General features: G+C 34.1%; 28 protein-coding genes. 15 read left to right on the forward strand and 13 right to left on the reverse strand.

Annotated elements, in window-relative coordinates; all coding sequences use genetic code 11:
- Positions 1-155: 155 nt before the first annotated feature.
- The 12 genes from PSU83_RS12860 to PSU83_RS12915 form a co-directional block, all read right to left on the reverse strand.
- Positions 156-857 (reverse strand): VIT family protein, encoded by a 702-nt coding sequence (locus PSU83_RS12860; RefSeq protein WP_300589940.1) that lies wholly within the window; start codon positions 855-857, stop codon positions 156-158.
- 283 nt (positions 858-1,140) lie between these two features.
- Positions 1,141-1,635: a DUF2231 domain-containing protein gene (locus PSU83_RS12865; RefSeq protein ID WP_300589941.1), complete on the reverse strand. Its 495-nt coding sequence runs from the start codon at positions 1,633-1,635 to the stop codon at positions 1,141-1,143.
- A gap of 12 nt (positions 1,636-1,647) precedes the next feature.
- The gene (locus tag PSU83_RS12870) at positions 1,648-2,364 is read right to left on the reverse strand and encodes a ferritin family protein (RefSeq protein WP_300589942.1); all 717 of its coding nucleotides are present in this window, start codon (positions 2,362-2,364) and stop codon (positions 1,648-1,650) included.
- A gap of 13 nt (positions 2,365-2,377) precedes the next feature.
- Complete coding sequence (locus tag PSU83_RS12875; protein ID WP_300589943.1) at positions 2,378-2,602, reverse strand: hypothetical protein; 225 nt, start codon at positions 2,600-2,602, stop codon at positions 2,378-2,380.
- 89 nt (positions 2,603-2,691) lie between these two features.
- The gene (locus PSU83_RS12880) at positions 2,692-4,068 is read right to left on the reverse strand and encodes a HAMP domain-containing sensor histidine kinase (RefSeq protein ID WP_300589945.1); all 1,377 of its coding nucleotides are present in this window, start codon (positions 4,066-4,068) and stop codon (positions 2,692-2,694) included.
- Positions 4,065-4,742, reverse strand: a complete 678-nt coding sequence (locus PSU83_RS12885) for a response regulator transcription factor (RefSeq protein ID WP_300589947.1) — start codon at positions 4,740-4,742, stop codon at positions 4,065-4,067. The genes PSU83_RS12880 and PSU83_RS12885 overlap by 4 nt, the downstream gene beginning before the upstream one ends.
- A 27-nt stretch (positions 4,743-4,769) precedes the next feature.
- Positions 4,770-5,243: a DUF2231 domain-containing protein gene (locus PSU83_RS12890; RefSeq protein WP_300589949.1), complete on the reverse strand. Its 474-nt coding sequence runs from the start codon at positions 5,241-5,243 to the stop codon at positions 4,770-4,772.
- A gap of 267 nt (positions 5,244-5,510) precedes the next feature.
- On the reverse strand, positions 5,511-5,696 hold the full coding sequence (locus PSU83_RS12895) for a DUF2892 domain-containing protein (protein WP_300589950.1): 186 nt from the start codon (positions 5,694-5,696) through the stop codon (positions 5,511-5,513).
- 5 nt (positions 5,697-5,701) lie between these two features.
- Positions 5,702-6,013: a hypothetical protein gene (locus PSU83_RS12900; protein ID WP_300589951.1), complete on the reverse strand. Its 312-nt coding sequence runs from the start codon at positions 6,011-6,013 to the stop codon at positions 5,702-5,704.
- Positions 6,014-6,051: 38 nt separating this feature from the next.
- Positions 6,052-9,246, reverse strand: a complete 3,195-nt coding sequence (locus PSU83_RS12905; RefSeq protein ID WP_300589953.1) for an efflux RND transporter permease subunit — start codon at positions 9,244-9,246, stop codon at positions 6,052-6,054.
- A 58-nt stretch (positions 9,247-9,304) separates the two neighbouring features.
- Positions 9,305-10,396 (reverse strand): efflux RND transporter periplasmic adaptor subunit, encoded by a 1,092-nt coding sequence (locus PSU83_RS12910; RefSeq protein WP_300589954.1) that lies wholly within the window; start codon positions 10,394-10,396, stop codon positions 9,305-9,307.
- 48 nt (positions 10,397-10,444) lie between these two features.
- Positions 10,445-11,758, reverse strand: a complete 1,314-nt coding sequence (locus PSU83_RS12915) for a TolC family protein (RefSeq protein ID WP_300589956.1) — start codon at positions 11,756-11,758, stop codon at positions 10,445-10,447.
- Between the two features lie 548 nt (positions 11,759-12,306).
- Here PSU83_RS12915 and cyoE point away from each other — a divergent pair.
- From cyoE to PSU83_RS12955, 8 genes are all read left to right on the forward strand, one after another.
- Positions 12,307-13,209 (forward strand): heme o synthase, encoded by a 903-nt coding sequence (cyoE, locus tag PSU83_RS12920; RefSeq protein WP_300589958.1) that lies wholly within the window; start codon positions 12,307-12,309, stop codon positions 13,207-13,209.
- Positions 13,210-13,215: 6 nt separating this feature from the next.
- On the forward strand, positions 13,216-13,797 hold the full coding sequence (locus PSU83_RS12925) for a cytochrome c oxidase subunit 3 (RefSeq protein WP_300589959.1): 582 nt from the start codon (positions 13,216-13,218) through the stop codon (positions 13,795-13,797).
- A 43-nt stretch (positions 13,798-13,840) separates the two neighbouring features.
- Complete coding sequence (locus tag PSU83_RS12930; RefSeq protein ID WP_300589961.1) at positions 13,841-14,869, forward strand: cytochrome c oxidase subunit 3; 1,029 nt, start codon at positions 13,841-13,843, stop codon at positions 14,867-14,869.
- A 19-nt stretch (positions 14,870-14,888) separates the two neighbouring features.
- Positions 14,889-15,248, forward strand: a complete 360-nt coding sequence (locus tag PSU83_RS12935) for a cytochrome C oxidase subunit IV family protein (RefSeq protein ID WP_300589962.1) — start codon at positions 14,889-14,891, stop codon at positions 15,246-15,248.
- An 86-nt stretch (positions 15,249-15,334) separates the two neighbouring features.
- Positions 15,335-15,994, forward strand: coding sequence for a hypothetical protein (locus PSU83_RS12940; protein WP_300589963.1), 660 nt, complete (start codon positions 15,335-15,337; stop codon positions 15,992-15,994).
- Between the two features lie 10 nt (positions 15,995-16,004).
- Entirely contained in the window at positions 16,005-16,688 is a 684-nt protein-coding gene (locus PSU83_RS12945) for an SCO family protein (RefSeq protein ID WP_300589964.1), read from the forward strand.
- A 1-nt stretch (position 16,689) separates the two neighbouring features.
- On the forward strand, positions 16,690-17,274 hold the full coding sequence (locus tag PSU83_RS12950; RefSeq protein ID WP_300589989.1) for a DUF420 domain-containing protein: 585 nt from the start codon (positions 16,690-16,692) through the stop codon (positions 17,272-17,274).
- Entirely contained in the window at positions 17,264-17,542 is a 279-nt protein-coding gene (locus tag PSU83_RS12955) for a hypothetical protein (protein ID WP_300589965.1), read from the forward strand. The genes PSU83_RS12950 and PSU83_RS12955 overlap by 11 nt, the downstream gene beginning before the upstream one ends.
- Positions 17,543-17,552: 10 nt before the next feature.
- Here PSU83_RS12955 and PSU83_RS12960 read toward each other — a convergent pair whose 3' ends face one another.
- A complete protein-coding gene (locus PSU83_RS12960) occupies positions 17,553-18,944 on the reverse strand; it encodes a DUF4403 family protein (protein ID WP_300589966.1) in 1,392 nt (463 codons plus the stop codon).
- A 165-nt stretch (positions 18,945-19,109) separates the two neighbouring features.
- Here PSU83_RS12960 and PSU83_RS12965 point away from each other — a divergent pair, with 165 nt between their 5' ends.
- The 7 genes from PSU83_RS12965 to PSU83_RS12995 all read left to right on the forward strand — a co-directional run bounded on the left by PSU83_RS12965 (position 19,110) and on the right by PSU83_RS12995 (position 26,890).
- Positions 19,110-20,441, forward strand: coding sequence for a TolC family protein (locus PSU83_RS12965; protein WP_300589967.1), 1,332 nt, complete (start codon positions 19,110-19,112; stop codon positions 20,439-20,441).
- Positions 20,442-20,444: 3 nt separating this feature from the next.
- The gene (locus tag PSU83_RS12970) at positions 20,445-21,743 is read left to right on the forward strand and encodes an efflux RND transporter periplasmic adaptor subunit (RefSeq protein WP_300589969.1); all 1,299 of its coding nucleotides are present in this window, start codon (positions 20,445-20,447) and stop codon (positions 21,741-21,743) included.
- Positions 21,744-21,748: 5 nt separating this feature from the next.
- Positions 21,749-22,420, forward strand: coding sequence for a tRNA (adenosine(37)-N6)-threonylcarbamoyltransferase complex dimerization subunit type 1 TsaB (gene tsaB, locus PSU83_RS12975; protein WP_300589971.1), 672 nt, complete (start codon positions 21,749-21,751; stop codon positions 22,418-22,420).
- A gap of 431 nt (positions 22,421-22,851) precedes the next feature.
- Positions 22,852-23,454, forward strand: coding sequence for a hypothetical protein (locus tag PSU83_RS12980; protein ID WP_300589972.1), 603 nt, complete (start codon positions 22,852-22,854; stop codon positions 23,452-23,454).
- 7 nt (positions 23,455-23,461) lie between these two features.
- Positions 23,462-25,849 carry a DUF5686 and carboxypeptidase-like regulatory domain-containing protein gene (locus tag PSU83_RS12985; RefSeq protein WP_300589974.1) on the forward strand — a complete coding sequence of 796 codons (2,388 nt, stop codon included), beginning with the start codon at positions 23,462-23,464 and terminating at the stop codon, positions 25,847-25,849.
- An 88-nt stretch (positions 25,850-25,937) separates the two neighbouring features.
- The gene (locus PSU83_RS12990; protein WP_300589976.1) at positions 25,938-26,498 is read left to right on the forward strand and encodes a hypothetical protein; all 561 of its coding nucleotides are present in this window, start codon (positions 25,938-25,940) and stop codon (positions 26,496-26,498) included.
- Positions 26,495-26,890: a hypothetical protein gene (locus PSU83_RS12995; protein ID WP_300589978.1), complete on the forward strand. Its 396-nt coding sequence runs from the start codon at positions 26,495-26,497 to the stop codon at positions 26,888-26,890. The genes PSU83_RS12990 and PSU83_RS12995 overlap by 4 nt, the downstream gene beginning before the upstream one ends.
- The last annotated feature ends 19 nt before the right edge of the window (positions 26,891-26,909 follow it).

Here is a 26,909-nt window from a genome sequence, read left to right on the forward strand (position 1 = left end):
ACATAAAACTAGTAAAGTCCATCTTGAAGATGGACTTTTTTGTTCGCTTTATTTCTATCCATAGATTCTAAATCTGGTGTTGATTTGTATTGGATAAAAGATCAATTTCTATTCTACTATTCGTTAACGGAATTTAAATTTCTTTGAATTAAAAATTACAATTTAATACCAAAAATATATCCAACTACAGCCGATAAACCCATGGCAATTGTTCCCCAAATCGTTATACGAAAAATAGCTTTTTTGACACTCGAACCTCCTGTTTTAGCTGCAATTCCACCTAAAATAATTAAAGCAATTATGGTGAAGCCATACAACCAGTATTCCATTCCTATTACGGGTGCAAAAAACACTGCCAAGAGTGGTAAGATTCCTCCAATCGTAAATGCTGCACCAGAAGCTAGTGCTGCTTGAATTGGATTTGCTTGACTAATTTCGTTTATGCCCAGCTCATCTCTAATATGTGCACTCAATGCATCTTTCGCAGTAAATTCGACAGCAACTTGCATTGCTGTTTTTTTGCTGAGTCCTCTTTTTTCATAGATTTGCGCTAATATTTGTAGCTCTTCCTCTGGCATTTCCTTCAGTTCTTTTATTTCTCGTTCAATGTCTGCCTTTTCAGTATCGGTTTGCGAACTCACCGAAACATATTCACCAGCAGCCATTGACAAAGCTCCAGCTACAAGACCTGCCACGCCAGCTAAAACAATAGGTTCTCTAGCTGAACTCGCTGCCGCAACACCTATCGCCAAACTAGAAATGGATATTATTCCATCATTTGCACCTAGAACCGCAGCTCTTAACCAATTACTTCTGTGTATGTAATGACTATCTAAATAATTATCAATTGTTACCATTTTTTTATTATTTTATAATTAATTTTAACGCTGATGGACGCTTGTTACAATACCTAGTAAAACTTGAGATTAAATATATAATATTAGATTTAATAAAAGTTATTATCTGTCATTTAAAAAATACTACTATCAAAACCGGTTCGAGTAAAAACTATCCAACAGATTCTTACCAATTTACAATCATATCTGTATCTTGAATTATTTAGTACTACTAAAAAAGCGCTTCGTTTGGAAGTCGCTTTTTTGAAATCTTAAGGTAATCACTGATGCGTGAAAATTTTGTTTAATCGTCATCGCCCTCTTCTTCTCCGCCTTGTCCTGCTCCATTTTGGACGGCACCGGATGCAATTTCAGTATGTCTAATCTGTCCACCTAAGTAGCCAGTACGAGCTACCAATCCAAAACTGATTAACGCTAAAAATAAGGTTGCTATAGCGATAGTTTTTGCAAAGGTACTTTTGATGTGAACGAAGTAAATTCCAATTAATGAAAATACACCAACTATACTTAATCCTATTAAGGCATAGACCGCAAAGTCGGCATGTTGTTCAATAACTGTTTCAGAAACACCTTGAATGTTTTCTACGGTTTCCTCGGCACCTTCCCCAGTAAGATAAGCAATTGCGGCTCCAATTGCTGAAATAACCAACATATAGTAGGCCGCAAGAGTGGTGCTGTCACTTTTTTTCCAGAGGGCATATCCCAACACAAAAGTTCCTAATAGTGATCCAAAAATGGGTAAGTGTGTAATTAATAAATGCAAATGAGTTTGGTCCATGATTTCTATAGTTTAAAGTGCATTAATTTTGATGAATTTTTCACCGCTAGTCATTGAGATACCGCAACGTTTTGGTGCTGTAGTTTCATAAGTATTTCCGCATGTTGGGCAAACAAAATAAGTTGTGGCTAATGTGTTTGTCTTGTTGTCAATTAGAGCAGCTAATGCTTGTTCATAGAATTCTTTGTGTTTTTTCTCTGTTTTGTAGGCATAATTTAAGCTAATTAGTGCTAACTGGTTTCCAGCGGCATTGGCATCTTTAAGAAAGTTAGGATACATGGTTGTAGCTTCGTAGGCTTCTCCTTTGATGGCAAACTCTAAGTTCTCTTTAGTAGAAAGTACTTTTACATCAATAACAGCAGGTTTTACGGCAACACCCATTTCTTCTAGTACTGCTTTATGATTTCCTGCGTGAATTTTTTCAGCTAATGATGCGGCTTTAAACAACAGTGCAATTTCTTTATACCCTTCCTCAGCCGCTTTTTTAGAAAAGGCAGCATAACGAGCTGTGGCATTAGATTCTCCATTAAAAGCATCTTGTAAATCGGCACTGGTTTTAGCTTGGGCCTCCGCCACTGAAAGTGAACCAATAGTAGTTGACTTAGCACTAATAGCCATAGTTTCAATTGGATTTTTCATTTCGGTTTTGTTTTCTTCTGCATTCTTGCAAGAATATAAGGAAACTCCAGTAGTGATTGTCAAGGCAATTAAGATTACATTTTTTTTCATGATTTCTATTTTTTTATTTATCGTTTTTTTCATTCTCTTCTTTTTCTTCTTTTCCGTTTTTTTCTGTGGATTTAAGAGAATCTTTAGTGGTAGTGATTTGCTGCAGCGAGACAGAATCAGCTGCAGAAGCTGCTACTTCAGTAACGGGCTTTTCGGTTGCTGGTGTTTCGGTGTTTTTACAAGAAGTAAGAATCAGGGCAAAAAGGAGTAAACCAAAGGTGATGCTTTGCGTTTTCATAAGATAAGTGTTTAAGATTTATAACAATGTAAAGGTCAGCCGAGGTGCCTTTTCCTTTTCTTAGTACAATCTTAAAATCAGCTAAAATTTTAGTCAGGAAATTCCAATTGAAACGTAGTGCCTTTCCCTTTCTCACTAGTAACTGAAAGGGGAATATTTTGTACATCACACAACCGTTTGGCAATAGACAGCCCCAATCCATTTCCGGGAATTTGAGAGCTTCTGGAATCATCGGCTCTAAAGAAACGGTTGAACAGCAAGGGTAATTGATTGGAGTCAATTCCGATGCCTTCATCTATTATGCTCAGCGTTTTGGTAGCCGTTTCCCAATTAAAAATGAGGACTCCGTTTGTTTTATTGTATTTAATCGCGTTGGAGATTAAATTGTCTAGAATCATTTCTAATAATAAAGCATCTGCAAGTATTACGGCATCAGATGGAACCCTGTTGTATATTTTGATTCCGTAACTTTTAATTAAATCATCATGGGTTTTGACTATCTTTCTGATTATAGCATCCAGCACTACCGGTTCTTTCTTGGCTACCAAAACAGAAGATTCTAAGCGGGCCAACTGCAATAATTGGTCGTACAATAACGATAGACGGTTGGTTTGAACCAATACTTCATGCATTTTTTCCTCGTAGCGTTCGGCTGTTCGGGGTTTTCTTAAAAGCACTTCGATGATTCCCTTTATAGCGGCTAATGGAGTTTGCATTTCATGGGACGCATCCGAGGTAAATTGTTTTTGCTGGTAAAAACTGGTTTCCAATCGGCTTAATAGGTCATTAATTGTGGTGGCCAATTGATGGATTTCATCTTCATTTTCAGGCAAGGGCAAGCGGGAGCTTATGTTGGCATAGTTAATTTGCGAAGCCGAAAAAATCAATTGCTGTATTGGGGCTATGGCTTTGGATGCTACAAAAGTCATGATGAAATATAAAATTAAAATAATAAGAATATAGGTCGCTAACAGCACCAGCATTAAGTTATGCAATACATTATACGATTCTTGTTGGGAAATGCCAATAGTAAGTTGGCCAATTATTTTATGCTTATCATTAAAAACAGGAAACTGCCCTTGTCTTATTTTTTGATGGTTAATCGTTGCATTGTAATAAACCGTTCTTTTATTTTTTGGATTAAAAAGAAAATGGTTTTCTTGAAGATTGGCCGATTTATATACAGTTTTCCCATTCAAATCGACAATCTGGATAAAAGTGGGATTAATTTCAATTTGTTTGTGTTCTGATTCTTCCCATTCAGGCATTTTGTTCATGATGATGGTATCATCTTCCCAATCTAAATTAGAAAACACTTCCGTTTTTTCGGTACTGATGTCGTCGTCTAAGTGTTTATAGGACGTGAAATAGACCACGCCATAAATAGCGCTAAATGCGACAGCTAAAACAGTAGCGATCGCAATTAAATTATAAGTAGCTATTCTTTTTTTAAAGCTTAATCTCATTCCTCTTCGTTAATTCGATATCCGACACCTCTTATGGTTTGAATAAAAGAATCTTGGTTATCTTGATCCAATTTTTTTCGCAATCCATTAATAAAAACATCAATAACTGCGGTGTCTTTGTCAAAATGAACGTCCCATATTTTTTCCATAATTCGGGATCTACGACACACTTTTCCTTTATTGCGCAGCAGCAGTTCTAAAAGTGCAAATTCTTTTTGCGTAAGGCCAATTTGTTTTCCCGCTTTGGTCACTTCGTGCACGTCGACATTCATTTGAATAGTTCCAAAAGAAAAAACGGACTGTTCGCCAGTAATCTTTCGCATCACTACTCTAATTCGGGCTAATAATTCTTCGAACGCGAACGGTTTTTTCAAGTAGTCGTTGGCCCCCGTTTCTAAACCAAATACGGTATCGTCTACCGTATCTTTGGCCGTCAGGAAAATAATAGGTACTTGTTGGTTTACTTTGCGAACATTGCGACAAATTTCAATGCCGCTAACTCCTGGTAACATCCAATCGAGTAGCATGACATCATATTCATTTACAAAATCCAATGCGAGTTCAAAACCCTTTCGTCCATTATCGGCTACATCTACAGCAAAACCTTCCTCTTCAAGTCCTTCTTTTAAGAAACCTGAAATTGCGGGTTCATCTTCTACGATTAAAATTCTCATTTTAGTATTATTAGAAAGACAACACTTCTAATTTGGAGTGTTGTCTGTTTCGTTAAAATCGGGCAAAGCCAATTCTACTCCAGCCCCATGTTTGTAGACCAATTGTCCGCCTAAATAGGCTGTGCGACTAACAGCACCAATCAAAGTAGCCATCACTACTACAGTACTAAATTTTGCCCATTTTTGCTCGTACTTAAATACAACTATTGCACTATAGACTAGACTGGTAACTACCGCCAGCCATAAGGATATAAGAGCCGCTTCTTCGTGCATGCCAATGGCTTTTCCGAGCGTGCCTTCCTCCATGCCTTCGCCAGCGGCACCGCCTGAAAAATAGGCTGCAATAGTACCAAATGTACCTAATATTAACAAGTAAAAAGCAGCTGTGGTAAAAAATGTTTTTTTGAAGAGGAGTCCAATTACTTCACTTAAAAATGCAACAAAAAGTAATGCGATGGGAAAGTGGATTACCATGGCATGTAAGTGGGTTGAAGATATCATAGCTGTTTTATTTTAAGCAAAGGTGCAACCGGTTGTATTTGGAATGGATTAGTATATTCTTAAGATTTCCTAAAGTAGGCTTTGAAGTGCTGCACAGCAACTGTACTATTTACAATAAAACTGCGCTACAGTATTGAAATACGACATCCGTATTTATTTTTCTGTTAGCGCAGTACATAAAGATTTTCCAACTAATTATTTATATTTTCTTGAGCCATTACCAATGACAATTAAATTAAAATAAGTATTGGAATAGATTGTTAAAGATTAATCCTTAACATTTAATTTATTCAATATGGTATCCATCAAACACCATTTGGTTAAAGATGATTGCAACAAGTTCGCTCCAACAAAAGCGGTAAACCACAACCAATTTTGATTTACATAAATGGATAGTAAAACACTAATTAAAATAAAAGTTCCTGCTACAGCTCTGACGATTCGATTTTTCATAATTATTAATTTAGATTGGTTTGTTCAACGTTTAATACTGCAATATGAATATTTGAAAGTGTTTCTTGAGTGGCATTAAATTCATTGATACCTTTAAAAAGTCTATCTACGTTCTCTATCTTTACAAAAGCAAAAAACACTATCGATTCAGTGATATTCATTTCACTAGAAAACCAATTTGTTTCCAATGCATTTTCACTAGTATCAAGAAATCCCGAAACATTTTTAAACGAAAAGGTAGTTACTTCAGCCTTTTTCAATTGCTTTTTAATTTCTGCTTCAAATTCTCGAATGGCAGTGATGATTATTAATTTCATATAAATAATTTTAGTTAATGATTATTGAACACTGATTACTATTTCCCTTCCCATTTTTTTCGTTCCGTTACATAGTAAATAATTGGTACTACCAACAAGGTTAAAACCGTTGAAACTATAGCGCCAAATACTAATGAGATGGCTAATCCTTGGAAAATTGGATCAAATAAAATAATCGATGCTCCAATTACTACGGCACCCGTTGTTAATAAAATTGGCGTAGTTCGTACCGCTCCGGCTTCAATAATAGCTTGTTTCAATGGAACGCCTTCGTTCAATCGGATTTCGATAAAGTCGATGAGCAACACCGAGTTCCGGACCATTACTCCTGCCAAAGCAATCATTCCAATAAATGATGTTGCAGTAAAGAAAGCTCCTAATAACCAGTGTCCAAATACAATTCCGATTAATGAAAGTGGAATTGCCATCATCATCACCATTGGCGTTTTAAAGTTTTGAAACCAACCTACAATCAGCATGTAAATAATCACAATCACGACCAAAAAAGCAACGCCTAAATCGCGGAAAACTTCTAAGGTTATTTGCCATTCGCCATCCCATTTTACCGTAAAATCACTTTCGTCTGACGGTTGATCCATATACAATTCATTGACTTTGTATCCTTTTGGCAACTTCATTTTTTGCAATTTTTCATTCATCCCCAAAATAGCATACACCGGACTTTCTAGTGCTCCAGCCATATCCGCTGTAACATATACAACCCGTTTTTGGTCCTTTCTATAAATCGTTTTTTGCACAGTATCTTGAACTACTTTTACCAAATCACTTACTGGAACTACATTTCCCCGATTGCCTTTTATTTTCAAGTTTTGAATATCTTGTAAGGACGTTTTGTCTTTGTCGTCAAGCGAAAGTACAATACCCACGTTGTCATTTGAATGTTCGTCATACAAATTTGAAATTGGATATTCTTTTAATAAATACGTCAAGTTTCCAACGATTTGTTGAGGTGCGATTCCATTAAGCATGGCTTTCTCTTTATCGACAACCAACTTATATTCGATTTGATTATCTTCCGTCATCCAGTCAACATCCACAATATCAGAAGTAGTTTCCAAAATTCCTTTTACTTGATTAGCGACTGCGATTTGGTCTTTATAATTTGGCCCATAAATTTCGGCTACCAAAGTTGAAAGAACTGGTGGTCCTGGCGGAACTTCAATAATTTTGACATTGGCTCCGTATTTTTTAGCGATTTTTTTTAATTCAGGACGGACCATTTTAGCAATATCATGACTTTGTAAATCTCTATTCTCTTTGTGCAATAAATTAACTTGAATGTCGGCCATATTGCTTCCGCCCCGCATATCATAATGACGTACCAATCCGTTAAACGTTATCGGTGCGGATGTTCCAATATAATTCTGATAATTCACCACTTCGGGAATAGTTGATAAATATTGTGCTATTTCTTGAGTAACGGCTGCAGTTCGTTCTAAAGTTGTTCCTTCTGGCATATCGACCACAATCTGGAACTCATTTTTATTATCAAAAGGTAGCATTTTTACTAAAACGGAATCGGTAAAGAACATAACCACCGAACCGATTAGCAACAACACGGTTACGCCCACTAATAGTCTTCTTTTTTTGCTGCTTTCTAATAAAGGTCTTTCTAATTTGTTGTAGATTTTATAAATCCATCCCGCCTCTAAACCTTGTTCGGCTTTATGCGCTTGTTCCTCTTTTTCTTGTAATAAATGATACCCTAAATAAGGTGTAACAGTCAAGGCAACAAACAACGAAAGTAACATCGCAATCGAAGCGCCAATCGGCATCGGACTCATATAAGGCCCCATCATTCCGGATACAAATGCCATCGGAAGTATTGCCGCAATTACGGTAAATGTTGCCAAAATAGTAGGATTTCCAACTTCGTTAATCGCATATATAGCGGCTTGTTTGAAGGGCAATCGCTTCATCTTGAAATGTCGGTGCATATTTTCTGCGATAATAATACTATCATCTACTACAATACCGACCACGAAAACTAAAGCGAAAAGTGTAATTCTATTCAAGGTATACCCCAATAAATAATACGCAAATAAGGTCAAGGCAAACGTTAATGGCACGGAGAAAAACACGACCAATCCACCACGCCAACCCATCGCCAAAATCACTAAAAGGGTTACGGCAATAATCGCAATAAACAGATGGAGTAACAATTCGCCTACTTTATCAGAAGCCGTTTCACCATAATTTCGAGTAACCTCAATATGAACATCATTGGTGATAATAGTTTTCTTTAATCCTTCAACTCGTTCCAAAATCTTCTCCGAAATCTTCATCGCATCGGCACCTTTTACTTTTCCAATAGAAATGGTAACCGCTGGATATTCCGATTTATCTTTGGCAAATTTTTCATTCGCTTTTCCATAACCAAAAGACACATAACTTCTCGGTGTTGATGGACCATCTTCCACTTTTGCTACTTGTTTTAAATATACTGGCATATTCGCATTGACGCCGACTACTAAATTTTCCACATCTTCTGAAGACGTTAAAAATTCACCTGTAGTAACCAAATATTCTTTGTCGTTATTAACAAAACTTCCAGATTGTGAGCTGCCGTTATTGGCCTGAATCATCTGCATAATTCCCAAAGCATCGACACCGTTTTCGGCCATTTTATCTTTATCCAAAATCACTTTTACTTCGCGATTTCTTCCACCAATTTCTTTCGTTATGGCAACATCTTTGACTTTTTCGATTTCAGAGGTAACTTCTTCCGCAATTTGACGGATTTCAAAATCGTTTAATTTATCACTCCAAAGCGTCAATCCCAGCATCGGAACATCATCAATCGAACGCGTTTTTACCATTGGTTTGGAAACGCCTTGAGGAAACATATTTTCGTGTTTCGCCAATTCGTCATACAATTTCACATACGAACGCTCCACATCCTGCCCAACATAAAACTGAACAATAATCATGGCTTGTCCGTTCATTGCCATACTATGCACATGTTCGACACCTTTGATATTGGAAAGAATTTTTTCTAATGGTTTTACCACGCGGCTTTCCACTTCACTCGGACTTGCACCTGGATAACCAACCATGACGTCGGCCATCGGCACATTAATTTGTGGTTCTTCTTCACGTGGAATTAAGAACGAACTGTACACACCGATGATCATCAAACCAATCATTAATAAAATGGTTAGTTTAGAATTGATGAAAAAATTGGCTATTTTACCTGATATACCTTCTTGCATTTTTTAGATTTTTAGATTGTTAGACTTTTTAGATAGTTAGAATGCTACTACTTAAAATCTAATTAATTGACACTTTTACGCCGTTGTATAATTTCCCTTCGGCCGAAACGATATATTGTTCGTTTGATGATAACCCAGACAAAACTTCTACTTGGTTTCCGAATGTTTTCCCGATGCGCAACCATCTTAAAATGGCAACGTTTCCTGTTCCTATAGTATAAATTCCAGTCAATTGTCCTTGATGCACCAAAGCACTTTCGGGCACTAAAACTTTATCCGATTTTGTGGTTGCTGTAGTTTGTGGTTTGTTAGCTATTGGAAACTGTACATTAACAAACATTCCAGATAACACTTTACTTCCTGCATTATTCAGATTGACTTTTACCAAATATTGTCCACCTGTATTTTTGGCTGAACCACTGACTTCAACGACTTTTCCGGTTACTTCTTGATTGGTCGATTTGATTAAAACTTTTACATCCATTCCGTTTTTGATTGATGTAATGTCACTTTCAGAAACCATTGCGGTTACTTGCAATTGACTTGCACCTTCTATACTCACTAAAGGCATTCCTGGATTTGCCATATCGCCTTCTTTAATGTAGGTATTGGTAACTTCTCCAGAAAATGGAGCCGTAATATTTGAATAAGAAAACTGCGCTAGTACTTCATTACGCATTTGCTTCGCTCCTTCTAAACCTGCCTTTGCCATTTCGTACCGCGAAGTGATATCGTCTAATTCTTTTTGAGACGCACTTTGTTGGTTGAACAAAATTGTAAACCGGTCAAAGTCTTTTTTAGCATTAGTATATCCTGCGGTTGCTGACAAAATTGAAGCATCCACTTGTGCTTTTTTAGCTTGTAAATCGGAGTTGTTTATACTAACCAAAAGTTGTCCTGCGCTTACTTTTTGTCCGACTTTCACATTGACTTTGGTTACATAACCCATCATTCTGGTAGAAACGTTAGCACTATTTTCGGCTTCAACTTTTCCGCTTGCGGTTACAAATTCGCCATTGTTATCGGCAGTTGTTCCGCTTACTTTTACAGCAATTGCAGGTTCGTTATTAATTACTTCTTTCTTGTCTTTTCCACAGGAAATGAACAAAGTAATAGAAAGCGCGATTAGTGGTAAATATATTTTCTTCATCATTATAATTTTTATTGACATTGATTTTTTTGAAATTGTTATTGAATTTTATTTAGTTAAAAACTGCAAATACTGTTTGGTGAAATTATATTCGAATACGGATTGCAAATGCTCTAATTCTTTTTGGATCATTTGGGTTTCCGATTGCAATAAATCAGTTGTTTTTTCTAAACCTTGCGTAAAACGATTTTGTCTAATTCTATAGCCTTCTTGCGATTGTTCGAAAGCTAATTGTGATAAATTGACTTTATTCTCAGCATCCTTGAGTTGTCTATTGGTTTTATTTAATTCCAATTGACTTTGTGCTTTATATTGTTCTTTTTCAGTAGTTGCTTTTTGAGATTCCGCTTTTGCTTTCTCAAATTTTCCAATTGATTTGTACCCATCAAAAACAGTCCATGATAATTGGGCACCTACCGTATATCCTTTTGCAGAAGTTCCGATGAAGTTTCTATCAAACAATTCATAACTTCCAAAAGCATTTAGTCTGGGAAGAAAAGCCATTTTAGAGGACTGAAACAGGGTAACATACGCTTCAGCTGATTTAGTCATAGCTTGAATGTCTTTCCTATTATCTGATAAGGACGTATTTAGTGCTTCCACAGAAATCGCGTTTTCCAGTTGTTCCGTTGGTTTGTATATTTTACCTTTTAAATCTTCATTCAAAAGAAAAGCCAAATAATCCGATGCATTTTCCACATTTGATTTGGCATAGTGCAATTGATTGGAGATTTCATTAACCCGAACTTGAACATTCAATAGATCTGTTTTTTGCAACAACCCTTGCTTGAAATAATTTTCGACTAATTTCAAATTAGATGTGCTAGTCGCAGCTGCTTTTTCTAGCACTTTAACCGCACGATATGCTAATTGCAGTTGCATATACGCTTTGGAAACTTCTAATTCTAAATATTCTTTAGTGCGTTGATTTTGCAATTGAAACGCTTCCATTTTAGATTTGGCTGCTTTTCTTTCAAATAATCCATCCATATTAAGTAAAGGTTGTTGGATTTCAAATTTGGTAGCAAAGTTTTGGGTTTTTACAGGATCATTTAATAAAGCTGGATTAAAATCGGAAGCGGTTAAAACTTCCTGATTTAATTTGGAACCAAAAGCCATCAAAGGATTCGTGGTTGAAATTCCGGTATACGACACATTTATGTTGGGCAAAAAAAGTGCATTCGATTGATGGTAATCGGCCTTAGCAGAACGATAGGTTTTGTCTGCAATTTTGAGCTGTAGATTCTGATCGGCAAGCTTTTGTATCAAATCGCTTTTAGCAATAATCAAAGTATCTTGACTATATCCGACTACTGACATAAAAAGTGTGCCTGTAAAAATGATGTACTTTATTTTCTTCATACTAGTTTTTCTAAATAATGAAGCAAAAGTAGTCTCACAAATCAGCGAAGTCAGTAACAAATGTCACACAGCAAGTACATGTAACATAAAACGAGTGGATTTCCAGTATTTAAACTAAGATAAAATCGTTAACACTATGTTGTATTACAAACGAAATAGTTGTTCTTTTTTTAGATATATAACATTGACGAAGTGTATTTAAACACGTTTGGTGCAATTATATTGTAAAGTCAACTATTTATAGATGTCACACTGAGCTTGTCGAAGTGCTATAAAAAAGGTCTTCGACAAGCTCAGACTGACATTTTTGGTTCTAATTAAATTCGATATAAGCTAAAAATATATTTTTCATTAAACTAATGAGAACAAAACTTATTATTAGAATTTCTTTTTCAACTATTTGATAAAATCCATTTTAATTTTAGTGTAAAGTACTGTGTGTAATTCACACTAAAAATAGCGCTCATTTTTTATGAATTGTTTTTTGCCAAATCATTTTCTATAAAGTATCTTTGCGCAAATTCCGAGAATTCGGAGTAGAAATTTTGATGAACGCTACTGCCCCTACATTTTCTTTTAGACAAATTGCAATTGATTTCAAAGAAATCACCAAAGCTGGTTTAGCTATCAGCGTGGTATTTTCTTCTATTGCGGGATATCTTCTTGGCGTATTAGATTTTCATGATTTAAAACTTACAACTTTATTAATGTTGGCTGTTGGCGGTTACTGCATGGTTGGTGCCTCCAATGCCTTTAATCAAGTTATTGAAAAAGATCTTGATGCTTTGATGGACCGAACTAAAAACCGTCCTGTGGCCTCGGGAAGAATGTCTCCTAATCACGCGCTCTTTATTGCTAGTTTGCTGACTATTGTTGGCTTGATTTTATTGTACCTTATCAATCCAAAATCAGCAATGTTTGGTGCGATTTCTATTTTTTTATACACTAGCATTTATACTCCCCTTAAACAATATAGTTCGCTTTCGGTTTTTGTTGGGGCTTTTCCTGGCGCCATTCCTTTTATGTTGGGCTGGGTTGCTGCAACCGACGATTTTGGAATTGAAGCTGGAACGCTTTTCCTTATACAATTCTTCTGGCAGTTTCCCCATTTTTGGGCTATCGGCTGGTTTTTATTCGATGATTATAAAAAAGCAGGATTCTTTATGCTTCCTACTGGAAAAAAAGATACTTCCACTGCATTACAAACAATATTATATTCGGTTTGGTTGCTAATCGCCTCTTTATTACCGAGTCTCGGTTATACAGGACGATTATACATTTCACCTATAGCGGCAGTGCTAGTATTTTTTCTTGGTGTTTGGATGATTTTTTATGCTGTGAAATTATATCAGCAAAGAACATCAAAAGCTGCACGAACATTAATGTTAGTAAGTGTTTCTTACATATCTTTGCTGCAGCTAGTTTATATATTTGATAAATTTTTAAGATAATTTGGTATGACAATGACCGCCCAAGAATATAAAGAAAGAACTTCAAGATCCTATAAGTTGCTCTTGCTGTTTGCGATGGGAAGTATGACAATGATGTTTGCCGGAATAGTTAGTGCTTTTGTAGTGAGTAAATCAAGGGAAGACTGGATGAAAGATTTTCAGTTTCCGACGGCTTTTTACTACAGCACATTTGCTATAATTTTGTGTAGCGTTACTTTTCATTTGGCAAAAAAAGCAATTCAGAAAGACAACAGGCAAGCCACTACGATTTTTCTATGGTTGACTTTAGGATTGGGACTTTCGTTTGTTTTCTCGCAATTTAAAGGCTTTGAACAACTGATGCAAAGTGGCTATTTTTTCACTGGCCCAGAGAGTAATATTGCCACTACTTTTCTTTATGTAATCGCAACGCTACACTTGGTTCACCTTGCTGGGGGATTGATTTCGCTTTTAATAATAATTTATAATCATTTTAAACAAAAATACAATTCAGGTCAATCGCTTGGAATTGAGCTTGGTGCAATCTATTGGCACTTTCTTGATTTCCTATGGATCTGTTTGTTTTTGTTTTTATATTTCTTTAAATAAGAAAAAAAATCTAAATTTGGGAACTTTTTAACTAATAACTTTTATGGGAGCTACAGTTACTACTGGAAATAATACTGAGAACGGTTGGGGTGGCGGAAATGAGCCAATGGGTGCAGATTATGGCAAATTAATGATGTGGTTTTTTATCGTGTCTGATGCTTTAACTTTTACGGGATTTCTTGCTGCATATGGCTTTTCAAGATTTAAATTCATTGACAATTGGCCTATTGCGGACGAAGTGTTTACACACTTTCCATTTTTGCACGGTGTTGAAGCACCGATGTACTATGTGGCATTAATGACTTTTATTTTGATTTTTTCTTCTGTTACGATGGTATTGGCTGTAGATGCTGGCCATCAAATGAAACAAAGTAAAGTAGCGTTCTATATGTTCTTGACTATAATCGGAGGTGTAATCTTCGTTGGCTCACAAGCATGGGAATGGAAAAATTTTATCAAAGGTGAATATGGCGCTATTGAAACTAAAGGAGGAAGCATTATTCAATTTGTTGATAAAGACGGTAAAAGATTAAAATTAGAACAAGTTGTTGTTCTACTTCCTGAAGAAAGAGAGCAATTAACAAGAAGCAAAGGAAAGTGGTTCATGGAAGAAGGATCTTTACCAACCTACTCTGTAGCTGAAGTTCAAGCTGGTTTCAAGGCACATCCTGATTATTTAATCCGAACAGAAAAAATATACAGAGACACCAAAGAAGATAAAGAAAATAAAGCACTACAACCAGGCTTAAATAAAAATAAACACAGAGAGATCTTAACTAGAGCGGAGTCTGAGAAAATGGTATCTAATGCAGCCATTGTTGTAGAAGGTGCTAATTTGCATCACAACGAATACGGTAGTAAATTATTTGCTGACTTCTTCTTCTTCATAACTGGATTCCACGGATTCCACGTTTTCTCTGGAGTAGTTATTAATTTCATCGTTTTCTTAAACGTTGTTTTAGGAACCTACGAAAAAAGAAAATCTTATGAAATGGTAGAGAAGGTTGGACTTTATTGGCACTTTGTCGATTTAGTTTGGGTATTCGTATTTACATTCTTCTACCTAGTTTAATTTTAGAAAATTATATATTATGTCACACGCACACGGAGAATACGTATCAAACACAAAAAAAATCTGGCTAGTATTTATACTTTTATCTGTAGTTACTACAGTGGAGGTCTATTTAGGAATTTCAAGACCTAGCTTTTTATATATGAATAACTTCATTAGCATGAACTTGCTGAACTGGGTTTTCATTATACTAACACTTTATAAAGCATATTACATTGTATGGGCATTTATGCACATGGAAGGCGAGAAAAGCAATCTAAGATGGGCAGTTGTTTCAACAGTTATCTTCTTGGCATTGTATTTACTATTCATTCTTTTAGTTGAAGCTGACTATGTTTTTGAGGTTTTTAAAAATGCCACCATCAAGTGGAATTTTTAACATTATATTAATTCAAAAAAAGTCCCGTCAAGTTACAGAACATGGCGGGATTTTTTTATTTTTGTAAATCCATTTTTACTATTTAAATGAAAAAAAAAATTGTCCTCTTCGTATTGTTCATTTTGCCCTTAGTTGCTTACCTTTTCTTTGCTTCCGGCGTAAATAGTTTTGTGTCACTTCCAACAATTACCAAAAATATTCCTGAGATCAGTACTTGGAAAACATTGGACAATAAACCCGTTACTTTAACCAATAAAATTACCATTCTAGGGTTTACCGGAAACGAAGTACTCAAGAACAAAGGCAACTTCTTCAACCTTTATGAAATTATTTACACTAAATATAAAGATTTTAAAGACTTTCAAGTGGTGATGATACTTCCTGACGGAACGCAAAGCCAAATACAAGAGTTACTCAAAGTAGATTTAGATCAATTAGGAACTCGCAAAGGATGGAGTTTTGTTTTTGCTTCACCAGCAGAAATAAATTCGTTTTATAACAAACTGGAATTGGTTGATAAATTAGATGCTACATTGGGAACACCAAATGTATATATAGTAGATAAAAAAAGAAACCTAAGAGGACGAAAAGGAGAAGATCAAAAAGGAAAACCAGAATATAAAGAAGGCTATAACACCGTACTTGCCTCTGACCTTTACAATAAAATGATGGACGACATGAAAGTTATTATTTATGAATATCGTGCCGCAATGAAAAGAAACCACAATGCAACAAGGAAAATCTAGATAAAGTAGAATGAAAAATAAATCATACATCGGATTATCATTCATCGTACTGGTTTTCGGAATTATTTTTATTCCAAGAATTATTGAACGATTTAAGAACGGAACCGTAGTTCAGGGAGATCGATTGGATGCTGTTTCAAATCATAAAAATCCAAAAACTGGTCTACTAAAAATTGGTCCCGCACCAAAATTTGAATTAACAGATCAGGATGGAAAAAAGATTACCAATGAAACCTACAAAGGAAAAGTATATTTAGTAGAATTCTTCTTTTCAACTTGTCCTTCTATTTGTCCAATTATGAATAAAAACATGGTAGACATTCAGAATAATTTTTTTGGCAATCCAAATTTTGGAATTGCTTCTATTACGATAAATCCAGAAAATGATACTGTAGCGGTTTTGAAAAAACATGCGGAAGAAATTGGTGTAAAATCGTCTAATTGGCATTTATTAACTGGAGATAAAGAATATATATTCAACATTGCCAACAAAGGATTTAACCTGTACGCAGGAGAAAATAAAAATGTAAAAGGCGGATTTGAACATTCTGGACTATTTGCATTAATTGACAAAAACGGAAATATCCGTTGCAGAAATGATGATTTTGGAAATCCAATTTTGTATTACGACGGATTAGAAAAAAAAGGAGTTAAAGCTGTTAAGGAAGATATTAAAAAACTTTTAAATGAATAATATAGACAATCAAACACTCGAGCGACGATTTAAGCTTCCGATAATTTTAGTATCCATTGTAATTCCGATAGCTGTAGCGGTATTATTCTCTATTAAACTTAAAGATTTTGGGATTCAAGTAGAGCCACTTTCCTTTTTACCTCCAATTTACGCTTCTATAAACGGACTTACCGCTTTGTTTTTAGTCATGGGTGTACTAGCGATTAAAAATAAAAACCAAAAGGTACACCAGCGATTTATGACTTCCGCAATTGCATGTTCAATAGTGTTCTTGGTGATGTATGTGGCTTATCACTTGACTGCAGATTCTACTGTTTATGGCGATATCGACGGTAATAAAATTTTGGATACTACGGAAAAAACTAATGTAGGTTCAATGCGTTTAGTCTATTTGTTTATTTTGTTTTCGCATATTTTACTTTCCATTATTATTATTCCGTTAGTTTTAATAACTTATGTAAGAGCATTATCTTCCAGATTTGATAAACATAGAAAAATAGCTAAAATTACTTTTCCAATTTGGTTGTATGTTGCCGTTACTGGAGTTGTAGTTTATTTAATGATTTCACCTTATTATGCAAATTAAAAATAAAAAAGGGAAAAGGGAGAAGGGGAAAGTTTTAATTTTATTCCTTTTTACTTTTTGCTTATCCCTTTCTGCTAATGCACAATGCGCCATGTGCCGAGCTTCATTGGAAAGTGAGGGTAATAAAATAAAAGTTGAGGCTGTAAATGACGGAATCGTGTTACTAATGGCGGTTCCTTATATAATTGTAGCCGTAATTGGATTTGTTATCTACAAAATGTATTATAAGAAATCAAAAACCGAAGAAAAGCTGCTTACTAAAAACTGAACACTTTTCTTTACTCCATTCCGTCAATCCTTACGTTCATTTTACCAGTTGTGGTTATAAATGCAATTAGCGCTTTATTGGTTACTTCTATTTTTTCAAATTCGAAATCATTTGTGGTCCCATTAACAAAAACCCCTTTCATTGGAGAATAATTATTCAGATAAGGCAAAAGACTTTTTTTACCTTCTTCTAAATTTTCTTTAATAGAATAACGGCAATTTTCTTGTATTTTTTTCAAAATCACTCCTTGCATTAACCAATTAGCAGTTCTTGTCAATAATCCTTTTGTATTCAAAACATAATCCATCTGATCAAAATAAATTTCTTTCGTTATCGCATTATAATTTGGTATTCCAGAAAGGTAAATGGTTCCGTTAATGCTGCCTGACATTTCTAAGGCTATTATAATTTTACTGTCTTTTTGCCAAAGCGAAACATTCTGAACCACAATTTTTCTGCTGCCCGATACAAATTCTTTCCCTTTAAAATTACTCGAAATAATTCTAGAAGCACTTTCATAAGTGGAAATCGCTGCAATATTTGCCGTTAATTTTTCAGGGATTTTTGTCACTGCCTTAAACTGAATATCTTTTCGATCAAAAGTGTTTTTAGGTTTCAATCCAACCATAGTTTGCATACTGCACTTTAACCCCAAATCCATATTGATTTTTGCTTTTCCTAGAACGGCATCTGTAACATAAACTTCAACAGGAATTAATTTAAACCAAGTCTGATATTGCTCACTCGTTAAAAAAGGCACACTTATTTTTTCTAAAACATCCAAAACATAAGGTTTAAAATCACAAGAACTTTCAATGGCATCATCGATTTTTTTAGCGATTTTCGATTTAAATATAGAAAGCGTTGGATTAATTATATAGGTAATAGGCACGTTTTTCCCTGCGACACTAATTGACGGACTTTCAGACCATTCAAAATTATCAATCTTAGAAATTGTTGACATTTTCCAATTAGACAATTTTACCTCGCTGGTCATCGTAATAATTCCGTTTAAATTGATTTCACGTGTGTCATTCATTCCCATAAATTCGGTACCATACTTGAATCTTGACCAAATCTTAAGCGGTAGAATAGTTTGAATCTTGCCGTTTTTTTCAATCAGGCGGATTGGACCTGTCTTGGTGATTTTCATTTCAGTTTTATCATCTTCCAAGTTGGAGTCATTATAAATTTCACCGTTAAGTGTTTTATTAAGTTGCGCTTCAATTTCCTTTAACGAAATTTCCAGTGGCATATTTACGAAAGAAGTTTTGGTAGTATAAACCATCGGCGCATCATCGGAAGGTAATGGCTTTAGAGCATCAATTTTTTGAGTTGTAGAACATCCATTAAAAAAGAGCGAAAAAAATAAGATGTAAAGCGTTACTTTGAATGTCGACATTTGCTGAATAATTTTTGGTAAAAATAAAAGTAAAAAATTTAATAATCCTGTAACAATATCAAAAAAGACAAGTCTAAGTTGGTATGTCTTTTAAAAAGGGTTTAGAAGGCAAAAAATTATATCTTTGTTTACCTGAACCGCTGAAGTTTGCAAACCCATTTTACTATGAAATACAGCTTACGAAAATTAGCATTACTTTTTATTTTGCCATTAGGCTTTTCAGCCAATGCACAAGTTAAAAACTGGACGCTGGAAGAATGTGTTGAATATGCTTTGAAAAACAACATTTCAATCAAACAATCTGAATTAGACTTAAAAATATCAGATATAGAGAAACTTGAAGCTCTTGGTAATTTCATTCCCAATGTATCTGGATCGGCAAATTATGGCATCAATACCGGTACTAATATAAACCCAACAACAAACCAATTTGAGAACCAATCGTTCCGTTCTGCCTCAGCAAATATAAATACGAGTATTAATTTATTTAACGGTTTATTAAACTGGAAAAATGTGCAGCGTGTGAAGCTTAATAAAATGGCTAACACATATCGATTAGACAAAATGAAAGATGATATTGCACTTTCTGTCGCCAATTCTTATCTACAGATTTTATTCAATAAAGAACAACTGAAAGTTTTAGTGAACCAAAATAAAATTACGAAAGAAAACCTTATTAGAACCAACGAGTTAATTAAAGCCGGAACACTTCCTGCTGGCGATATTTACGATTTGAATGCAACTGATGCTTCTCAGGAACAACAAATTATTGTAGCACAAAATACTTTAATTATTTCTAAATTGGCTTTGGCACAAACTCTTTTACTAGAAGATTACGCTAATTTTGATGTTGGTGTTGAAGAAATGGCAATTCCTAAAACAGAAATTCTGCTGCAAACGCCACAAGCAATTATACAAAAAGCCAAAGAAGTTGTTAATGATATAAAAATTGCACAAGCAAACGTTGATGTTTCTACGAAAGATATAGAAATTACTCGTGCCGGATATTTGCCCACATTAGCCGGATTTGCCAGTTATAATACACGATGGTCACAAACGATTCCCATCGGATTTGTGGACCAACTTTCTCTTTTTGATGGTACCAATATTGGCTTACAATTGAACGTTCCCGTTTTAAATGGGTTTGCTACTCGTGGTAGAGTTCAAAGGAGTAAAATCAGTCAGGAAAAAAGTAAATTAGTTTTAAACCAAGCAGATTTAGATTTAGAACGAACTGTTTTTCAAGCGTATAACGATTTGAAAACGGCAAAAGCGGCTTATGAAGCAGCATTAAAAACTTCGGAAGCACGTAAATTCGCTCAAGGATTTTCTAAAGAGCGATACGATGTTGGACTTTTAAATTCATTTGATTACAGTCAAGCCTTATTGGCTTATGAAAATGCTCAATCAGAAGTGCTTCGGGCAAAATACGATTATATTTTTAAAATTAAATTACTCGAGTTTTATTTTGGAATCCCAATTATTCAAAAACAATAAATTATGTCAAAAAAGAAAGTTTACATACTCATTGCCGTTGTTATCCTATTAATTATAGCGCTTGTCGTCTTAAAATCAAAAGGAATTATTGGCAACAACGATGATTCAACAGAAGTAGAAACTGCTAAAGTTGATGCAATCACTATTGTAGAAACGGTTTCGGCAACGGGAAAAATCCAGCCAGAAATTGAAGTTAAAATATCTTCTGAGGTATCGGGAGAAATCATCGCTTTACCAATTAAGGAAGGACAAGTGGTGAAAAAAGGAGATTTATTAGTTAAGATAAATCCGGATTTATATACTTCAGGTTACAACAGAACAGTCTCTAATTTATCAGGTTCAAAAGCTGGATTAAGTCAGGCCGATGCCTCGTTTAAAGAAGCGAAAGCCAGTTATGACCGAAGCAAGACTTTATTTGATAAAGGTATTATTTCTAAATCAGATTGGGATAAAGCTATAGCGGCATTTGAAGGAGCAAAAGCGAACAAAGAATCGGCTTATTACACTGTTCAAAGTGCGAACGCCACCGTAATGGAAGCCAAAGATAACCTCGGAAGAACTACGATTTATGCGCCAGCAGACGGAACAATATCTTCACTTGGCGTTGAATTGGGAGAACGCGTTTTGGGAACACAACAAATGACAGGAACTGAAATTTTGAGAGTTGCCAATTTGAATAATATGGAGGTTGAAGTTGATGTTAATGAAAATGACATCGTTAAAATTAGCATTGGTGATAGTACAAAAATTCAGGTTGACGCTTACCTTAAAAAGGAATTCAAAGGAATTGTTACGAGTATTTCCAATTCAGCAAGTGCGGCTACAACAGCCGATCAAGTAACCAATTTCAAAGTAAAAGTAAGAATCCTTAAAGAATCGTATGAAGATTTACTAGAAGGAAAACCACTAACTTATTCTCCTTTCCGTCCGGGAATGACCGCTACGGTTGACATTATTACCAAAAGAAAAGAAAACGTTATTGGAGTGCCCATAAGCTCTGTAGTGGTGAAAAGCGATACGGCAGCAACTAAAAAATTCGAAGTAAAAGATGAACCTCAAGACAAAAAAATTGTTGCTAAAAGCGACAAAAAGTTTGAGTGTGTTTTTGTGAAAGATGGTACTAAGGCGAAAATCAGAATTGTAAAAACAGGTATTCAAGACGATACCAATATTGAAATTATTTCTGGCTTGAAAAAAGGCGACGTTGTTATTACTGGCCCTTACACAACGGTAACCAAAGACTTAAATTCGGGCGATAAAGTCAAATTAAAGAAAGAATCTGATTCTAAAGGCAAAAAATAATTATTTTGACTTATATCCTCAATATTGAAACGGCAACCAAAAATTGCTCCGTTTCGTTAGCCAAAAATGGAGAAACTATTTTACGCAAAGAAATTGCAGAACAAGGGTATTCACATGCCGAAAAACTGCACGTTTTTATTGAAGAAATTCTGAAAGAATCTCGCGTTCGCGCTTCTGATTTAAAGGCAATCGCTGTTAGTAAAGGTCCCGGTTCCTATACCGGTTTGCGCATTGGAGTTTCTACAGCGAAAGGTTTATGCTATGCGTTAGAGATTCCCTTGATTTCTGTAGATACTTTACAAGTTATGGCTAAGCAAGTTTCTGTTGAAAATGGATTAATCATTCCTATGATTGATGCTCGTAGAATGGAAGTGTATAGTGCCGTTTTTGACCCAAAGCACAACAAAATAATGGAAGTTCAAGCTGAAGTTCTAACAGTAGAAAGTTATAGCCAAATGACAGAAGACCTCTTTATTATTGGTGATTGTCAAGAAAAATGTAAAACGGTTTTAACTAAAGATCATTTTCATTTTCTTCCACAAATTGTTTTTCCTTCCGCAAATGAGATGAGTGCACTAAGCTATGATAAGTTTCTAAAAAATGATTTTGAGGATGTGGCTTATTTTGAGCCGTTTTATCTTAAAGATTTTTTAATTTCCAAACCTTCAGAAAAATAAATACCAATACTCGCAATGTTTTAAAAGTAATAGAATACTAATTCTGTACTTTTAAAATCTACTTTATAATTTACTAAACTTAAAATGTTCTCCTATAAAACTATCGGTTTTACAGGAGCATTTTTTTTGTCCTACTATTTTTTAAAAATGTACACTTTTTGTGTAAAATAGTTTACTATAACAATAGTAATTTTATCCTATTATAAATTAATAAATATTAAAAATGGTATTAAATGGCTTACCACCAAAAAATTGTAAAAGACAAATTAATCTACCTCGTCTTTAAACCGTTAGATTCTGGAGTTTATTTTTGAAGGTTTGTTATTAAACTTCAGCATACTAAACAAACCATAAAAAAAGCAGCCTCATCTTAAATGTGTCGTGGATGACATAAGACAAGACTGCAAATAATTAAAATTATTAGTAAAATTATGAAAAAATTCTTATTTGGCATAACAGCCACAGTAACTTTAGTATTAAATGTATCAGCTCAGAAAAACAATCCATACAATTCGGTAGGAGTCGATATTGTTAAATCACTTAAAATGATTCAGAGCGATTATGATAATGGAAAAATAAAATCCATAGATCAGAAAACAACAGATTATTACATGAACATAATTCCTTCAAAAGCAGAAGTAAATCCTGAAGTAGTAAGCGCAACAGTTGGCGCTATGAAAAACTCAAACTACACCGAAACAGTGAAAAAATCTAAATTGTCTACATTCGCTAAAGACATTTTACTACAATCGCAACAAAATTCAACTGATATACCAGCGCTAGTCAATAAAGTAACGAACCAAAAATTGGATTCTTTTGAAAATGAATTAGTATTGACATCACTTGCTACAACTTATAATCTTGGACTAAGTTCGCCGTTGAGCAGATGCTCCGTTAATGGGCAAACCGGCCCTAATGCTTGCCAAGCTGCTGGTGCATTAATAGGCTTAACTATTGGAAGCGCAATTTGCGGTCCATTATGCGGTGTAGGAGGGGCCATAATTGGAGCTGTTTTTGGATCTACAAAAGACTAACATTTTTATGAAATATAAATTTCTTTTTTTTATCTCCTTAACCTTGGCCATGTCACATGGCCAAGGTTTAATTCGGGGTGTCGTATTAGATAAAATTACAAGAGAACCATTAGCATTTGCAAACTTGACGTTTAAAAACCTTAATCAACAGACTATATCTGACATTGATGGTAAATTTACCTTCTTTGAAGATACAAAATCTCAAACTATTATATGCAGTTATGTGGGATATCAAACTACGGAATATAAGATAGATAAAAAGATAGGAAGTAATTTCACTATAGAACTAGAAGCTTTACAAAATTATTTGGAGGAAGTCGTCATAAAAGGAGCTATAAATCCTGCAGATGAAATTATCAGCAAAGTTATCGCCAATAAAAAATACAATAATCCAGAAAGCCTAAAATCATTTGCATATTCAAGTTATAATAAAGTTATTTATGATTATCGTTCCTTAAAAGAAGATAAAAAAGATAGTGTCAATCTTAGAAAGAAATTAAAGGAAAGTCATTTTTTTATGATGGAATCGGTTACGGAGCGAAAGTTTATTAGACCTGATTTAAACGAGGAAGTCGTTATTGCCACAAAAGTTTCAGGGTTTAAAAACCCTTCTTTTACCACTATAGCAACTGATTTTCAGCCTTTTTCATTTTATAACGATAACATAAAATTTTTTAATATTAACTATCTGAATCCAATAGCAAAGGGAAGCTTAACAAAATACAAATTCAGAATCGAAGAAACGCTTAATAGTACTTCTGACACTACTTACGTGATCTCTTTTAAACCTAAAAAGAACAAAAATTTCGATGGTTTACAAGGTTTATTATACATAAACACAAAAAAACATGCTGTTCAATATGTCATTGCATCACCTTCAGAAAAAGGTAGAATTGATATAAAAATACAACAAAAATATGCTTTGATAGAGGATGGATTTTGGTTTCCAGAACAATTAAATTTTGTAGTACGGTTCAATGATTTTCCGAATAAAGCAAATCCTATGATAATTGATGGTAAAACATATATTTCGGATGTTAAGTTGAATACAATTCGAGATGATGCGAGGTTGTCATTTCAAACAGTAAGAATAGATGAAAATGCGGCTTCTAAAGATTCCACTTTTTGGAAAAAACACAGAATTGGAGAGTTAAATAAAATTGATGGAAATACGTATCGAGTGATGGACAGTATTGGCGAAAAAAAGAATTTTGATTCTTATCTGACAATTATAGAGAAGTTACTACAACGCAAATATCCTTTAAAATATCTTGATGTAAATTTATCCAAAACGCTTTTATATAATAAGTACGAAGGATTACGATTGGGAATGGGGATTTCTACCAATGAAAAAATTTCTAAAAAAGTAATTTTGGGAGGCTTTATAGGTTATGGGATAAATGACGAGAAATATAAGTATGGAAGTGATATAACTTACCTAGTATCGAAGAAACACGACTTAAAAATTGGATTGCATTATCAAAATAATCTCATTGAAACTGGAAGATATAACGTTGACCAGTATAATACTAGTTTGTTTAATTTAAGGGATTTTATGGGTTTTCGATACGATAAAATTGATCAATTAGGGCTTTCTACACATTTTAGAAGTTTAAACTATTTATTATGGGATGTAAAATTTGAAACCACAAAAACTTCTCCTAAATACAATTACATTTTTGATGACGGTAATCAAAGTATCAGTTCGTATACAAATAGTAGTTTAACCGTAAATTTAAAATTTGCATATAGAGAACATTTTATAAATTCATTTAATCAAAACATTAGTACCGGATGCGAATATCCTGTTCTGCATGTCTCATTTTCAAAAGGGTTAAAAGATTTTTATCAATCGAATTTCAATTATAATAAAATTGAATTAGCTGTCGAACACTCCTTATTTATGAAAAATTTTGGAGTAACAAAGTATAGAGCAGAAGCAGGTTATATCGACAGACCTTTGCCTTATGGCTTATTATTTACAGGAGAAGGTAGCTACGACAAGAATATGATATTTGTCGTTAACAACACTTTTCAGACTATGATGCCTTATGAGTTTCTATCAGACAAATATGTTAATTTATTTTTAACACATAACTTTGGAGGACTTCTATTTAAAAAAAATAAATTCCAACCTAATATTATTTTACATCAAAATTTAGGTTTCGGGACACTAACTAACCAGACATTTCATAAGCTCATTGATTTCAAAACAAAAGATAAAATCTTTGTTGAGTCTGGACTTCAACTTGATAATTTAATAAAATTAAATTACTTTAACTTAGCTGACATTGGATTTGGAACAGCAGTGTTCTACAGATACAGTTATTATGGATACGAGAGTTTTCATGATAATGCGAGCTTTAAATGTACTCTTAGCATTTCAATAAAATAACATTGTGAAGCCTTCTTTTTACACAAAAATTCAATTCCTTTTATTGCTGTTTTCAATAAATAGTTACCCACAATATGTTCTTAAAAATTTGAAATTTGAAAAGAATTCCCTGTACCTATTTTGCAGAGGAACAATAGCGAAATCAGGTTTGATAGCTGAGAAATTTAATAACACAGATAAGAAGATAACTCATGTTGGAATTGGATATTTAGACAACAACGTATTAAAAATATATAATGTGACCGATTGTGACAGCACCAAAACAGCCCTAATAATTGACAATCTGGATTCATTTACATCTAACGGCACTTATTATTTAAGTGTTTGGAAATGCAACAATAACGAACGAGAATTTTTAAAATTAAAAGAAATCTGCTCTGCATTTAGTAAGCGTAAAGTGTATTTTGATTTTTCATTTACCCTTAATAAAAATGATACCGTTTTATATTGTTCCGAATTTTGTTCTCGAGTTTTAAAACAAATCAATTCGAGAAAATTTGATTTTAAGCCAAAGAAAATGATTTTGGAATCTTATTACAAAGCCCTCTTAAACAGGGAGGAACTTATCTATTATCCTGTTGATTTTTTTCAGGAAAGTCCTCATTTCACCAAACTACTTGAAATTACTTTAAAATTAAAAAAGTCATGAAAAAACATATTTTACAACTGCTTCTTTTACTTCCACTATTTTCATTCTGTCAATCCGATTTTGAAAAAACAATACAAGCTGGCGGCGTCATCATTAATGGATTGAGTTTTCTTAAAGGAAACAAACCTGCATCAGATATTAAAACAGTTTTAATGCTTTGTGTAAAAAACAAATTGGAAGAAAAAATAAATTTTAAAATTGTTGGTCAAGATAAACAAGGTAACGAAATTAAAAAAGATTTAGTTATCCAAACCGATAGCAAAGAATGTTTACTTGAAATTACAAAAGGCATTTATACCTATGAAGTTATATTGGCAAATAGAGACACTTTTAAAAAAGGAGAATATAAATTTGATGACGATATTACAATAATAATCAAAAAGGAAAATTAAAGGTTGTGACAAATCTCGA

Source organism: Flavobacterium sp. (assembly GCF_029945805.1).
Classification (GTDB): domain Bacteria; phylum Bacteroidota; class Bacteroidia; order Flavobacteriales; family Flavobacteriaceae; genus Flavobacterium.

Bases quoted from the DNA above. Each gene is read 5' to 3' on its own strand.
- PSU83_RS12905 (WP_300589953.1), bottom strand. From the start codon at position 9,246: ATGCAAGAAGGTATATCAGGTAAAATAGCCAATTTTTTCATCAATTCT.
- cyoE (WP_300589958.1), top strand. From the start codon at position 12,307: ATGAACGCTACTGCCCCTACATTTTCTTTTAGACAAATTGCAATTGAT.
- PSU83_RS12925 (WP_300589959.1), top strand. From the start codon at position 13,216: ATGACAATGACCGCCCAAGAATATAAAGAAAGAACTTCAAGATCCTAT.
- PSU83_RS12885 (WP_300589947.1), bottom strand. From the start codon at position 4,742: ATGAGAATTTTAATCGTAGAAGATGAACCCGCAATTTCAGGTTTCTTA.
- PSU83_RS12935 (WP_300589962.1), top strand. From the start codon at position 14,889: ATGTCACACGCACACGGAGAATACGTATCAAACACAAAAAAAATCTGG.
- PSU83_RS12915 (WP_300589956.1), bottom strand. From the start codon at position 11,758: ATGAAGAAAATAAAGTACATCATTTTTACAGGCACACTTTTTATGTCA.
- PSU83_RS12880 (WP_300589945.1), bottom strand. From the start codon at position 4,068: ATGAGATTAAGCTTTAAAAAAAGAATAGCTACTTATAATTTAATTGCG.
- PSU83_RS12945 (WP_300589964.1), top strand. From the start codon at position 16,005: ATGAAAAATAAATCATACATCGGATTATCATTCATCGTACTGGTTTTC.
- PSU83_RS12860 (WP_300589940.1), bottom strand. From the start codon at position 857: ATGGTAACAATTGATAATTATTTAGATAGTCATTACATACACAGAAGT.
- PSU83_RS12890 (WP_300589949.1), bottom strand. From the start codon at position 5,243: ATGATATCTTCAACCCACTTACATGCCATGGTAATCCACTTTCCCATC.
- PSU83_RS12940 (WP_300589963.1), top strand. From the start codon at position 15,335: ATGAAAAAAAAAATTGTCCTCTTCGTATTGTTCATTTTGCCCTTAGTT.
- PSU83_RS12870 (WP_300589942.1), bottom strand. From the start codon at position 2,364: ATGAAAAAAAATGTAATCTTAATTGCCTTGACAATCACTACTGGAGTT.
- PSU83_RS12970 (WP_300589969.1), top strand. From the start codon at position 20,445: ATGTCAAAAAAGAAAGTTTACATACTCATTGCCGTTGTTATCCTATTA.
- PSU83_RS12910 (WP_300589954.1), bottom strand. From the start codon at position 10,396: ATGAAGAAAATATATTTACCACTAATCGCGCTTTCTATTACTTTGTTC.
- PSU83_RS12930 (WP_300589961.1), top strand. From the start codon at position 13,841: ATGGGAGCTACAGTTACTACTGGAAATAATACTGAGAACGGTTGGGGT.
- PSU83_RS12875 (WP_300589943.1), bottom strand. From the start codon at position 2,602: ATGAAAACGCAAAGCATCACCTTTGGTTTACTCCTTTTTGCCCTGATT.
- PSU83_RS12895 (WP_300589950.1), bottom strand. From the start codon at position 5,696: ATGAAAAATCGAATCGTCAGAGCTGTAGCAGGAACTTTTATTTTAATT.
- PSU83_RS12995 (WP_300589978.1), top strand. From the start codon at position 26,495: ATGAAAAAACATATTTTACAACTGCTTCTTTTACTTCCACTATTTTCA.
- PSU83_RS12965 (WP_300589967.1), top strand. From the start codon at position 19,110: ATGAAATACAGCTTACGAAAATTAGCATTACTTTTTATTTTGCCATTA.
- PSU83_RS12980 (WP_300589972.1), top strand. From the start codon at position 22,852: ATGAAAAAATTCTTATTTGGCATAACAGCCACAGTAACTTTAGTATTA.
- PSU83_RS12865 (WP_300589941.1), bottom strand. From the start codon at position 1,635: ATGGACCAAACTCATTTGCATTTATTAATTACACACTTACCCATTTTT.
- PSU83_RS12960 (WP_300589966.1), bottom strand. From the start codon at position 18,944: ATGTCGACATTCAAAGTAACGCTTTACATCTTATTTTTTTCGCTCTTT.
- PSU83_RS12985 (WP_300589974.1), top strand. From the start codon at position 23,462: ATGAAATATAAATTTCTTTTTTTTATCTCCTTAACCTTGGCCATGTCA.
- PSU83_RS12955 (WP_300589965.1), top strand. From the start codon at position 17,264: ATGCAAATTAAAAATAAAAAAGGGAAAAGGGAGAAGGGGAAAGTTTTA.
- PSU83_RS12900 (WP_300589951.1), bottom strand. From the start codon at position 6,013: ATGAAATTAATAATCATCACTGCCATTCGAGAATTTGAAGCAGAAATT.